This window comes from Sodalis sp. dw_96, assembly GCF_018449575.1.
Taxonomy (GTDB): domain Bacteria; phylum Pseudomonadota; class Gammaproteobacteria; order Enterobacterales; family Enterobacteriaceae; genus Acerihabitans.
On the sequence record NZ_JAAVUT010000020.1, the window covers coordinates 89,921 to 102,580 of the forward strand.

General features: G+C 53.5%; 9 protein-coding genes and 2 pseudogenes. 6 read left to right on the forward strand and 5 right to left on the reverse strand.

The features are described 5' to 3' along the window. Positions 1-116: 116 nt before the first annotated feature. Together HB631_RS21930 and glpG are read right to left on the reverse strand one after the other, a co-directional pair. On the reverse strand, positions 117-875 hold the full coding sequence (locus HB631_RS21930) for a DeoR/GlpR family transcriptional regulator (protein ID WP_213993296.1): 759 nt from the start codon (positions 873-875) through the stop codon (positions 117-119). 24 nt (positions 876-899) lie between these two features. Beyond that, positions 900-1,745, reverse strand: coding sequence for a rhomboid family intramembrane serine protease GlpG (gene glpG, locus HB631_RS21935; RefSeq protein WP_213993297.1), 846 nt, complete (start codon positions 1,743-1,745; stop codon positions 900-902). A 523-nt stretch (positions 1,746-2,268) separates the two neighbouring features. Between glpG and HB631_RS21940 the strand changes: the two genes are divergently transcribed. The 6 genes and pseudogenes from HB631_RS21940 to HB631_RS21970 form a co-directional block, all read left to right on the forward strand. Further along, positions 2,269-2,628, forward strand: coding sequence for a hypothetical protein (locus tag HB631_RS21940; RefSeq protein ID WP_213993298.1), 360 nt, complete (start codon positions 2,269-2,271; stop codon positions 2,626-2,628). A 128-nt stretch (positions 2,629-2,756) separates the two neighbouring features. Continuing rightward, a complete protein-coding gene (locus tag HB631_RS21945) occupies positions 2,757-3,938 on the forward strand; it encodes an epoxide hydrolase family protein (protein WP_213993299.1) in 1,182 nt (393 codons plus the stop codon). A 294-nt stretch (positions 3,939-4,232) separates the two neighbouring features. Further along, positions 4,233-4,883 (forward strand): glutathione S-transferase C-terminal domain-containing protein, encoded by a 651-nt coding sequence (locus HB631_RS21950; protein WP_213993300.1) that lies wholly within the window; start codon positions 4,233-4,235, stop codon positions 4,881-4,883. Between the two features lie 113 nt (positions 4,884-4,996). After that, positions 4,997-6,535, forward strand: coding sequence for an MFS transporter (locus tag HB631_RS21955; RefSeq protein ID WP_213993301.1), 1,539 nt, complete (start codon positions 4,997-4,999; stop codon positions 6,533-6,535). Positions 6,536-6,972: 437 nt separating this feature from the next. Further along, the gene (locus tag HB631_RS21960) at positions 6,973-8,001 is read left to right on the forward strand and encodes a pyridoxal-phosphate dependent enzyme (protein ID WP_213993302.1); all 1,029 of its coding nucleotides are present in this window, start codon (positions 6,973-6,975) and stop codon (positions 7,999-8,001) included. Between the two features lie 2,518 nt (positions 8,002-10,519). Further along, positions 10,520-10,699, forward strand: a pseudogene (locus HB631_RS21970) (transposase domain-containing protein); the annotation flags it as partial. A gap of 548 nt (positions 10,700-11,247) precedes the next feature. Here the strand turns inward: HB631_RS21970 and HB631_RS21975 are convergent. The 3 genes and pseudogenes from HB631_RS21975 to HB631_RS21985 form a co-directional block, all read right to left on the reverse strand. Then, a complete protein-coding gene (locus HB631_RS21975; RefSeq protein WP_213993305.1) occupies positions 11,248-11,559 on the reverse strand; it encodes a type II toxin-antitoxin system RelE/ParE family toxin in 312 nt (103 codons plus the stop codon). Next, positions 11,556-11,819 carry a type II toxin-antitoxin system ParD family antitoxin gene (locus tag HB631_RS21980; RefSeq protein WP_213993306.1) on the reverse strand — a complete coding sequence of 88 codons (264 nt, stop codon included), beginning with the start codon at positions 11,817-11,819 and terminating at the stop codon, positions 11,556-11,558. The genes HB631_RS21975 and HB631_RS21980 overlap by 4 nt, the downstream gene beginning before the upstream one ends. Positions 11,820-11,851: 32 nt before the next feature. Then, positions 11,852-12,529 (reverse strand): annotated as a pseudogene (locus HB631_RS21985) (tyrosine-type recombinase/integrase); the annotation flags it as partial. Positions 12,530-12,660: the final 131 nt, after the last annotated feature.

Here is a 12,660-nt window from a genome sequence, read left to right on the forward strand (position 1 = left end):
TTGAAAAGGTGAGAATCGCCGCAACTTTTGCGCTGTGCCAACGCTGTGCCGGCGCTATGTCAGCGCTAAGCACTATTCCAGCACTATTCCAGCGCTATACCAGCACTAGGTCGACACTAGCAAAGCTCCAGCTTGACCTCGGATTGTTCGATGATGGTCATCACGCTGGGGGGCGGCATCTTATCGGTGAACAAATAGTCGATCAGTGACATTTTACCGAGATTAACCATGGCGTTACGGCCGAATTTTGAATGGTCGGTCACCAGCATCACGCAGCGTGAATTATCAATAATGGCCCGTTTGGTCCGCACCTCGTGATAATCAAACTCCAGCAAAGAACCGTCCATATCGATGCCGCTGATACCGAGAATGCCGTAATCCAACCGGAACTGGGAGATGAAGTCCAGCGTGGCTTCCCCCATGATGCCGCCGTCGCGCGTGCGCACCTCGCCGCCCGCCAGGATCAGGCGAAAATCCTCTTTTGCGGTCAATAATGTGGCAACGTTCAGATTATTGGTCACCACCCGCAGATCCTTATGGCCCATCAAGGCGTGCGCCACCGCTTCGGGCGTGGTGCCGATATCGATAAACAACGTCGCGCCGTTCGGGATCTGGGCCGCAACACGCTGGGCTATGCGCGCTTTTTCCGCCGACCACATGGCCTTGCGATCGTGATAGGCGGTATTGACGGAGCTAGAGGGCAGGGCCGCTCCGCCGTGATGGCGATGAATTTTATTGATCTCGGCCAATTCGTTCAAATCGCGCCGGATGGTTTGCGGACTGACCGCAAAATGGTCCACTAATTCTTCAGTACTAACATAGCCCTGCCGGCGTACCAACTCAATAATGGCATCATGCCGCTGCGTTTGCTTCACGTGAATTCCTCTGCTGCCCGACTGTTACCGAGGACGACCTGCCCCCGTTTTGCGACGAGTATCCCAGAAAGCCATTAACAACCCGATGACTAATCCCGCAACATGGGCGGCATTGGCTATCGCGATGCCTAAAATATCGAAATAACCGGCAATAAGCCACAACAGCGCAAAAACGATAACGCCGCGCGGCATTTGCAGCGGACCGCCGGGTTTTTTCTCACCGTACCACCAGACATAACCCATCAGGGCGTAAACCACGCCGGAGAGCCCGCCGAACAAAGCGCCGCTGAAATGAAATTGCACCAGTCCGCTTATTGCCGCCGACAGTAAGGTCAATACCGCCAGAGGCAACCAGCCGCGGTATTTTTCCATCGCGCTGCCGAGATACCACCACCACACCAGATTGAACAATAGATGCAGCAGCGAGAAATGCAACAGAATATGGCTCACCCAGCGCCATGGCTGCGCGCGCTGAGCCGGGTTAACGGGAAATGCCAGCCAGCGCATCACCACATCATTCCCCAGGACGTTCATCAGGATAAATACCACCACGCAACATATCGTCAGGCCGAGGGTCAGCGGCCCGGCCTGACTGCGCAAAGCCGGCAGCCATGAGGTTGGCTGAGGGCGATAATGCCCCCGGCCCACCGATCCTGAATGCCAGCTGGCAGCCTGATAACGGGGGTGCAAAGGATCCTGCAAAAAAATATCCAGTGCCGCCTCGACCCGGGTCAATTCATCTTCATCGGTAAGCCACAGCTCCGCCGCGCGTCCCTGCAGCTGCATTTCCATCGTCACGCCCTGGCTTTTCATATAATCGATAAACGCCTGGGCCAGACGGGGATTAGATAAGGTCGTTACACGGATCATAGCGCTGGGGCTACCCCTGATTGTTATATTTGACGGTGCACGGCGTCAACGTGAACGATTCAGCCACCCGCCGCGATAATTAACTGATTACCATCATAACATGTTCGCCCGCACATCCCCATGTCACCGGGAGTCGGGAATTATTTTTTCATGCTGGGCAGGGTATGGTTGGGGGAGAGGCTGAACCGGCTGGCGTTGACTATGCCACTGATAGAAATAGTCCCCGGGCAGGTGATAGTGGGGCCGAATACCGGATGCAGTATAAAGCCGACTTACAGGCGTCTGGCTCAGGTCGTCGGCTAACAATCCCTGCATGATAGCAATCCCTGCCGGCAGGTTTTGTAGGCGATGCCCGCCGATGCCGGGACCTGAGGCCATTACTATCAGATTACAGGCACTCCGCTGAATGTGTTGCGGAATACACGCATCCGTTGAGCTTAGGTTATGATTTCGCCCCCCCGGCAGCGGGCAATACCTCGACCCAGCACGCGTTACGGACGCTTATAGTTATCCTTATTCTGCCTTGAGTGAATACCGCAAGCATCGCACCACCCGCAAAGTCATCCTTACTGTGGAGGGCGAGGCCTTTTACGGTCGCGTGGCGGAGATATTAAACAACATCGCCGAGGCCACCTCGTTGTTCTCGGCTAAGGACGAGAACATCTGCGGACGACTGCGGAATGATCTGCCGGCTGCTTTGGACAAATCATGCTTTATTGCCATTATGCGGGACTTCAACTTCACCTATTCCAATATTTCGTTAATTCTGGTCGTAACCGACCACACCATTGCTCTTATCGCTGAAGGCGTTGATTGCGTTGACTCCATTGATTCCGTTGTTTGGATCGGTATAAGGAATCAGATACGACAAAGTATTCCCTGACCTGGATTGTCGCCCGAAACGAGACAGAGCGTCACTTGCAGGCGAATTTATCCAACGGCTGAAAACAGTTACCTTCTCTTAACACACAAATAATCCCTTCCAATGACATTATATAATGGAGCACTGCTATGTTAGGTTTCGTCGATCCCAAGAAAAACGGATTCGATCACACAGAGTCCCTCAGACCTTTCACCATCAATATTCCCGAAACCGTTTTAGAGGATCTCAAACGGCGTCTGGACGCGACCCGTTTCCCTGAACAGGAAACGGTACCGGACGCCTCTCAGGGGCCACGGCTGGCCCGGGTCAAAGAACTCATCGGATACTGGCGAACCAAATACGACTGGCGTCGCGTGGAGAAACGGTTGAATCAATACCCGCAATATATAACCGACATTGAGGGGCTTGGCATTCACTTCCTGCACGTCCGTTCTCATCATCCGAACGCAATGCCGCTCATTCTGACCCATGGCTGGCCGGGTTCGATTATCGAATTCCTTGATATCATTGACTTCCTGACGGATCCCACCGCCCACGGCGGCAAGGCGGAAGACGCGTTCCACCTGGTAATTCCCTCACTTCCCGGCTACGGTTTCTCAGACAAACCGAAAGAGAAAGGCTGGAATCGAAACCGTATTGCGAAAGCCTGGCACACCCTGATGCGCCGGCTCGGTTACGACGAGTATGTCGCCCAGGGCGGAGACTGGGGCAGCCACGTCACCATCGAAATGGCCCGCCTTCAGCTCCCTGGACTTAAGGCCATCCACACCAACCTTCCGCTGGTAACGCCGAAGGAAAAACCCGCCCTCCCAACTCCGGATGAACAGCGGGTATTCGATCAGCTAGCCAGGTTCGGCACGGACGGCTCGGGCTATTATTGGGAAATGGTCACGCGTCCGCAGACCATCGGTTACGCCCTGGCCGATTCGCCTGCGGGACTGTTGAGCTGGATCTACGACAAGTTCGAGTCCTGGACGGACAGCAACGGCGATCCGGTTAGCGTATTGGGCTATGACAAGATCCTCGACGATATCACTTTGTATTGGGTGACCAATACCGGCGCCTCTTCGGCGCGCATGTACGCCGAACACCCGGACCTCGATTTTTATTCCATTCCGGTCCACATCCCGGTGGGCGTTTCAGTCTTTCCGGGAGAAATCTGGACGCCCCCGGAGTCCTGGGCACGGCAGACGTATCCCAATCTGGTTTACTGGAACAGGACCTCCCGCGGCGGCCATTTCGCGGCCTTTGAACAGCCGGCTATTTTCGCGGATGAAGTCCGTAAGGCATTTCGCGGCATCCGCAATTAGCATAAGATCGGGGAGGGCCCGATGGACACTCCCCGCCTGCTGTCCATCAGCCCTGCCGATTATTTCTTTCCGACTCATCAAGCCATTAAATCGCGGTTATTTCTCGAGACAACTCTCACCGGCCTTTTGCTCGTTGTACATCCGTTGGCAATATGCGCTGCTTAGGGCTGGGGCATGCCTTCGCCGGATTGTCTCCCGGCAGGATACAGAGCTTAGCCTAGCGCGTTGTTTATCCACCATCCAAGCACAGATAAACTTCATTTTGTCAAAAACATTCCCCGAGAGGACCATGAAATGAAACTCTATATCGCTGACAAAACCTGCTCCGAAGCCGTCCAGATCATCGCCAATGAACTCGGTATTGAACCTGAACTCGTTCATTTTGATGTTTTCGGCAAGTCCACGTCCAATGGCGACGACTTTGCCGAGTTAAACCCAATGCAGTACGTTCCACTACTGGTTCTGAACGAGGATCACAAAGAGCTGCTGTCGGAGACCATTGTCGTCACCTCCTACCTGGCCGACCAGTATCCCGAGGCCGGTCTGATCCCGCCGCACGGCACGCTGGCACGCGTCAAGTACGATCAGCTGCTGGTTTTTATCGCCACCGAGATCGCGCAAAAGCATATCCCCCTGATGCGCAAATTGATGACGGAGGCCGGTATCGCCTGGACCAGCAACAGGATAGTCGCCGCTTACCGCATCCTTGACGATCGTCTCTCCGACGGACGTCGGTTTCTCACCGGCGACACGCTTACGGTGGCCGATGCCTATCTCTGGGCAACATTTTGGGGCGATCGTTCCGGTATTGACGTCAGTCACCTGGCGAACGTGACGGCCTGGAAGGCGCGAATGGATGCTCATCCTTCCGTAATGAAGGCGCTGCGGGACGAAGCGGAAGTCGTCACCGCCCACCGCGCCCTGATTGCTGAGCAAAGAGTCTAACCAGGTTTACGGGCCGCGGTTTTATCACGGCGGTCCCGACCGACCAAGAGACAGAAAGAGCCGGCGCCCACGCTGGAACAGCCTGTCATCCGCCGAACATTGAGGTCTATATCATGTCATCGAGCTTCGCGTCTTCAAGGCGCCAAAACGGTCCTGCGGTGCTTTTTGCCGTCTGTCTGGCGGCGCTGGCGCTACCCATAAGCTTTACCGGCGGGGCGCTTGCCGCACACAGCATTGGCGTCGAATTTTCGGCAAGCGCCGCCCAACTCAACTGGATCACCAACGGTTTTATGCTCACCTTCGGCAGCTTCCTGTTGCCCTCTGGGGCATTGGCGGACGTATACGGCAGAAAGCGCGTCTTTCTCGCCGGCGTCATCCTGTTCGCCATTGCGTCCCTGGCACTCAACTTTGCCCCCGGCATTATCATGCTAAATGTTCTGCGCGCACTACAAGGCGCAGGCGCGGCGGCCGCGCTGGCCGGCGGATCGGCGACGCTTGCCCAGGAATTCACCGGACACGCGCAAACCCGCGCGTTCAGCATGATCGGCACCACATTCGGCATCGGGCTTGCCCTGGGACCGCTCCTGTCCGGCAACCTCATTGAGCACTTCGGCTGGCGTTCCATCTTCCTGACGGGGACTATACTTGACGTCATTGCATTGACAATCGCACTCGCCGTCATGAAGGAAACCCGCAATCCGAACAGCACGCGCTTTGACTGGCCCGGCGCGTTGGCCTTTATCGCCGCGCTCGGTTTCCTGACCGTTGGCCTGAACGAAGCGCCGGTTCGCGGCTGGGCCGATCCCGCCGTGCTCGGAGCATTCGCCGTTAGCGCAGGCGCGCTGGCGGTCTTTGCCTTTATCGAGACCCATATCAACCATCCGCTGCTCGAACTCTCCCTGTTCCGGTATGGAAGGTTTGTCGGCGTGCAAATTTTGCCCATTTCAACCTGCTACGCCTATGTCGTGCTGCTGATCCTGCTGCCGTTGCGTTTCGTCGGGGTAGAAGGCTACAGTGAAATGGACGCCGGCCTGCTGATGCTCGCCCTTTCCGCTCCGATGCTGGCGGTGCCAGCCGTCGCGGCCATCCTGGCAAGGACCATCCCGGCGGGCCGACTGGCGAGCGGAGGCCTTATCATCGCCGCCGCAGGCCTGTTTTGGCTCAGCCGGATCGGATCCGGCGGGCCGATGTCGGGATTGATCGGACCGCTCTTGCTTATCGGTACCGGTGCCGGTTTTCCCTGGGGACTGATGGACGGACTTTCCATCACCGTTGTGCCCCGCGACAAGTCCGGCATGGCCAGCGGCATCTTTAATACCACCAAAGTGGCCAGCGAGGGCATAACCCTTGCCATGGTGAACGCGCTGCTTGCGTCTTTGACCCTCTTCGCCGTCCGGCAAAATGTCGGCCAAGAAGGAGTCTCGCGGAATGTAGGAGAAGCGGCCCGCCAGCTTGCAGCGGGCAACCTTGACAAGGCAACCAGCATGCTTGCTCCCATGGGGCGCCCAGTGCTCACAGGTGCTTATGATTCCGCATTTTCCATGCTGCTGTATGTACTGGCTGTCGTGACTCTGGTGGCCGCGGGCGCGGTGCTGGTCCTGCTTTCGCCAAAAGAGGCATCGACGGGCAAGAATTGTACTCTGTCGGAATAACCGCCAGCTTCCGATCCGAAGATTCATATTACATATCCGGCAGCCGCCCATGCTGCCGGCTTTATACGTAATGCATTGCCACCATCATCGTGAGAAACGGGCAGTATCGACACCCCAGACATAAATTTATTTAATATAGATTTAAACAATTAAAACCGCCATGTTGTTAATTCAATAATACATTGATTTAATCATAATTGACTTAATGCTGATTACGATGTTAATAATATCTAGCCATTAACTTCAATATCCATAATCAGATTATGTTGAGGTCAATGACCTTTTATTACTATCAGACCATCAAGTACGAATATATTATATTATCACCGGTAAAGTAACTTGTCGTTATTATAAATAAGCTATCAATCTGCCTGACAATCAGTTAAGGAAATATCAAAGGATATGCACCGTATCGAATAATTAACTAAGGAACTACCATGAATTTTGAAATATTCAATCCTCAACAGGGCGCGCCGGACCCATCCAAAGCGCTGGAGATGTTTCCTCAATTAGTATCATTTTATCATGCTCTTGGGAACACGCCGCTAAAAGAGGTGCCTGGCCCCGCGGGCGGCGCCAGGATCCTGGCAAAAATGGAATCCACCAACCCTTTCGGTTCCGTCAAGGATCGTACGGCTTTCGGCATGTTTTGCGACGCCGTCAACCGCCACGATTTTAATCAGGGGCCGCTGAAGCTCCTCGATGCCTCCGGCGGCAACATGGGCCGGGCGCTGGCGATGCTGGGCAATCTTTGTGATATCCCCGTGCATCTGGTTATCCCGGATTCTTCGCCTGATACGCTGGTGAATACCCTGCGTGAGGCCAATGCCGAACTCACTCTGGTGGATAAGCAGCATTTTTTGCTGGGCATGATTGCCCGCGCCCAGGAAATCAAGCGGCAGGATCCCAGCTGGATGCTTCTGGCTCAACATCTGAATCTGGCCAATGTGGCGGTTCATCAGCACCAAACCGGTCAAGAGATACTTCGTCAATTGGCAGGCGCCAAGGCCGGCGGCTGGGTGGCGTCGGTGGGGACCGGCGGCACTTTATCCGGCGTATATGCGGCGCTGGTATCCGAAAATCCGTCCTTGAAGGTACAGGGTACAACACCAAAAGAGATGCCGTTTGCCACCTTTTCTCCCCCTGATGGCAGGGGAAAATACGCCGGCGCCGGCGGGATGGGTTTTGGGTTTCGCCAACCGTTTATTACCCGGATGACCCGGGAAGAAGTACCGTTTTGCCATGTCGGTTTGGAAGAGGCGCTGAGCGCGATGTATGAATTTTATCAACTCACCGGCATCCGCATAGGGGGTTCATCGGCAGCGAACTGGAAAAGCGCTTATCAGTTGGCACGATCCTTAGGGCCGGACGAACGGGTAATAACCATGTTTGCCGATGCCGGCAGTGACAGCGATCGTGAAAAAGGCGAGGTTTTTTATTCTCGATTGGGGCCGGTTCATGCCTGAATGAGGTTCTCCGGCCGTTGCCGGAGGGCTGTTCAACGAAATAAATGAAACCTATATATCATCCAAAGTCCGCCACCCATTATAAGGCCTGGAATGAAACCCTCAGCAGCAGAAACTGTAATCATGTTGAGTGTTATGGCATAACCTAAAATGATATATTTAATAAAAATCAATCCCGTCATGCAGACTATGAAACAGATAAAAGAAAGGTAGATAAAAAATATAATTGGATGTTTCATTCATTCCCTTCGATATTTTGGTTACCGTGTCAGTAGCGTATTCTGAGGTTGATGAGCCAATACTTTCAACCGTGTTTAGAACATGACACCGCAATCGGATCCCGTATGTTTGGAGGGGGTCGGACCCGAAAGTCCGACCGGTACTGCTGCTCATTCACCGTTCTAAGTTCACAGCAAAGGAATGTGAATGAGGTTATATAGTGACATGGTTCAATTTAACGGCTCCTTAACGGTTCCTAATGTTGTCAAATCAATTTGCTGTCAGTGCGTGACCTGTTGCCTGGACGTCATGCCAGATCCCCACGAAAATGTGTGGAGCGCATAGAGTCTCCCCTCATGATGGTATGACTTGATCCTAATGACTTTTTCCCTGCGCGTTATCTGCCAGCAGGATGAGTTGATATAGGTAGATGCATACACACCGTCAGCGTTTTTTCCATAAAGGGGATCTCCCTCTATCCGGTCAGGAATCGCAATAGCCGCAGTTTATGCTGATGATATGATGTATGGAGAAAAGGCTGGCCACAATGGCCAAAGGCAGGAGGTTACCGGTTTAAACTCGGTTGAATATAACAGGGATACAGGGGTTTAGAGGTGGTCGGACCCGAAGGTCCGACCGATGCTACTTATTTCACTCACCACTCTAAGCTCACAGCAAAGGAATAAGAGTGAGGTTGTATAGTGGCATGGCCGGTCTAAATGGTTCCTTAACGGTTCTTAATGTTGTCAAAGCCGTTTGCTGGCAGGGTTGAACGCGTTGCCAGGCCAAGGTCAAACGTGGTCTGTCACCGAAACCGTGGACATTTCCTGTCCTCACGATGAGGCCCATTCAAAGGCCAGTCCATGAGACCGTCACTCGAGTACGTTCAATTAGGCCGATGCGAAGCATAAGTCAGAAACCTTCGTATGACAGGCCCTGCATCGAAGCGTTGTGGGCAACACTCCAAATGCCTACCGCTAGCGTTGAGAATCACTATCGGAAAAAGGCCTAAGGCCGTTCGGTGCAACCCCACTTAGGCATCAAGCTCATTTTGCTGCCGGGGCGACTGAGGAAAGTGAGGGATTGTCTGATCAAGGCAAACCCACTTTTGTCCACTAGCGGTATATATGTCGAGCATTGGCTTGAAGTCCGATATATCGTCAAGCGAGGGAAATCTGATAGAAGTGACTTGTGCAAAAGCTTCGCTTTGCGTGAACAAAGGAGTACCACAATTAGGGCAAAAACTGCGAGTTGTTAAGCCACCGCTGCTTGCACGAACTGCATATGTTTTCGGTCTACCCATGATCTCAAGGTCGGCAGTCTTGACGATGATGCCTGACGCAAAGGGAGCCCCACTTGAGAGCTGACAGTCTCTGCAATGGCAGTTGATCATGGCTATCGGCTCCCGCACAACTGTATAGCGGATCGACCCGCATGCGCACCCGCCTGATAAAGGAATGTTCATATGCGTTTTTCTAATGATACCTATCCTAATTATACGTCTATGACTTCATAGTCGCCGCTTCTGGCGAAAGTCGGTCCATGCGTTAGAGCGATCCCCGTGCATTCGTTCCGGATTTTTTACCTTTCATGGCACAAAGCGCGAGCCGTCCAACAATTGAACATCTCGGGCAACTCGTATCAACGCTGCGGCGAGTTTTCATTCATCAACGTCAGGTAAAGAGCTGCAAAGCTTCACTTTTCGTCCGATACATCCGCCGATGTATGGCTTGCGTTCAGTCATCCCACCAGGTTATCAGGCCTGGACTGAATTACCTAACACGCTAGGCCATCAATACAGTTTTATTATCAGCAATGATGACATGGTCAAATACCCACACGTCAACGAGGTTCAAAGCGTCAATTAGCCGCCTAGATAGGCCTGAGAGGGCCCTGGGAATGGCTAATTTATTGATATAGGCAAAGACGCTGATGCCGAAACAGCCCTGACTAAGGTCAAAATGTTGCTGCCGCTAAACAATCGCTTATTAAGATGACTCCACAAACGGAATCTGTGGATTAGAGGTGGTCGGACCCGGAAGTCCGACCGGTAACGCGTGTTCATCCACCTTACAAAGCTCACAGCAAAGGAATGTGAATGAGGTTGTATAGTGGCATGGCCGGTCTAAATAGTTCCTTAACGGTTCTTTATGTTGTCAAAGCTTTTTGCTGAAAAGGACAAAAGTAATGCCAGGCCCAACCCGAACGGCAAGGTGAATTCGCCTCTGCTTGACGTTACATAAAGCCAATGATGGTGATGGTGATGGTGATGGTGATGGTGGGAATAAAAAACGGGCGGTTTGCCGGGTCACTACGCGAGGAATAACGAATGGCGGCTATCCTTAGCCTATTGAAAACCGCCAAACTGAACGGCCATGATCCCTCTATCTGGCTAAGCGATGTGCTGACGAGGTTGCCTTCCTGGCTCAACAGCCGGATAAGCGAACTGTTGCCCTACGTCGAAAATAGCTTTAGCTGATAACCATCCCCCTCATGGGTGGTCGGACCCGAAAGTCCGACCGGCACTTCGTGGTTCACTCTCTGCCCCCAGGCTCACAGCAAAGCAATAAGAGTGAGATTGTATAGTGGCATGGGTGGTCTAAATGGTTCCTTAACGGTTCCCTACGTTGTCAAACCTATTTTGCCGGAATGCTAAAAGTGTTGCCGCATCAATATCGAGCAACAACGTTGCCGGACAGCGCCCTGATTAACCGCTGCCCGGCCAATATGCGGCTATTTTATTTAAGCTACGCGAGATCACCACTCTCTTACCCTGCACCACGCTGTAGGTTATTGTGTTCCGGCTCATATTGATGCTCGGCGAGCCGGTCAAGGAGCCAAAGGTGAAGGTGAAGGTGAAGGTGAAGCTGTCGCCGACGCTGATGTTCTGCTGTTTGGCATTCTAGTCGTTGCTGTCCTTTTTGAGTCTTCACCGGTTATCCGGCTGCTAAAATAGGCCACCCCCGCATTCAGCCTGACATTAGAGTTAAGCGATTTTCCTATCCCGGCGGACTGCTAGGGAGCGAGCTAACTTTTAAGATCGTCCGATGACCATGAGCCCAGACCGTCGATATCACGAGAGCCTTGCAGGACGCGCTCGATAAGCACCTCATCATTTCGTGTGTCGTATATCAGGACATAGCGTCCGTAAGTGCAGCTTCTCCGGCTTTTTCCTAACTCTGGGCGTTCGCGGTAGATCCAGGGATTTTCACCTATCAGCTTACATTGCTCGAGCAGCTCATGGGTAAAGCTGAACGCCCGTGTTGGGTTATCCTGCGCGATGTAATCGCCTATCGCGGCGATATCTTGCCCCGCCAACGGTGATATTCTTAGTCTCATTGCGCTTTATTATCTTCCATCATGCGCCGATATTTTTGCAGCAAGGGGCCGAACACCTCTTCTACCGTTTTGCCCTCACCGCTGTTCGCGCCCAGCTCTACCGCTGCACGTAACGCGTCGAGTTTATGTTGTTGTTCATGTTCTTCCAGCGAACGCAAGCCGGCGCGGATGACTTCGCTGACATTGTTATAACGGCCACTGTCGATTTGTGCGCGGATAAACTCTTCGAAGTGAGGACTCAGCGCGATACTGGTTGTCATGATTGTCTCCAGACTCAAGATATTATCTATTACTATCTGTTAGTATCTTTGGTGTTTTGTTTAGCGTCAACCCCCTTCATGGGGGTTTCATCTTCTGCCATCAAGTCGGCCAGCAGTCCGGTGTCTTCATCGTCGTCACCGTCCGGCCCTTCGCTCTGCGTCTGCTCTGCCGGATGCGTCGACGCATGCACCGCCGACAGCGCCTTGATGCTCACCTGCGTGTAGATTTGAGTACTCTCCAGGCTGGCGTGGCCCAGCATCGCCTGTATCCAGCGTAGGTCCGCGCCGTTTTCCAGCATTTGCGTGGACATCGCGTGGCGGAACAGGTGGCAACTGCCCCACCGGGCGACACCGGACGTTTTGATGTAGCGGCCCACCACATAGCTGATACCGTTGACCGTTAAGCCTTCCACGCCGTCCAGCGCCACGAACAGCGCGGTGATGGCCGGATTGACGACAAGCGCCGGGCGCACCTGTTGCTTGTAGTGTTCCACCCAACGCAGCGCCCGTTCTCCTATCGGGATAACCCGGTCTTTTTTGCCCTTGCCCTGGCGTACCGTCACCGTTTTACGGCTCTCGTCCACGCTGTAGAGGTCAAGCCTGGCCACTTCAGCGCGCCTAAGCCCCGTCGACCACAGCAGCTCCATCAGCGCCCGGTCGCGTTGACCTTGCGCCGTCTCCAGGTCCGGCAGGCTCAACACCCGCTCCACAACAGATTATCAACTAACAGACTGATTATTAACGCGAGACTGGGGTGCGACAACACCCCAACCCCGCTCACCACAAGAAACTAACAGAGGTAGTTACCATGGCTAAGCGCGATTGTAAGTCAGAAGCGGGC

Excerpts from the sequence above, each read along its gene's own strand:
- HB631_RS21945 (WP_213993299.1), top strand. The coding sequence starts at position 2,757 with ATGTTAGGTTTCGTCGATCCCAAGAAAAACGGATTCGATCACACAGAG.
- HB631_RS21975 (WP_213993305.1), bottom strand. The coding sequence starts at position 11,559 with ATGAGACTAAGAATATCACCGTTGGCGGGGCAAGATATCGCCGCGATA.
- HB631_RS21960 (WP_213993302.1), top strand. The coding sequence starts at position 6,973 with ATGAATTTTGAAATATTCAATCCTCAACAGGGCGCGCCGGACCCATCC.
- HB631_RS21980 (WP_213993306.1), bottom strand. The coding sequence starts at position 11,819 with ATGACAACCAGTATCGCGCTGAGTCCTCACTTCGAAGAGTTTATCCGC.
- HB631_RS21955 (WP_213993301.1), top strand. The coding sequence starts at position 4,997 with ATGTCATCGAGCTTCGCGTCTTCAAGGCGCCAAAACGGTCCTGCGGTG.
- HB631_RS21950 (WP_213993300.1), top strand. The coding sequence starts at position 4,233 with ATGAAACTCTATATCGCTGACAAAACCTGCTCCGAAGCCGTCCAGATC.
- glpG (WP_213993297.1), bottom strand. The coding sequence starts at position 1,745 with ATGATCCGTGTAACGACCTTATCTAATCCCCGTCTGGCCCAGGCGTTT.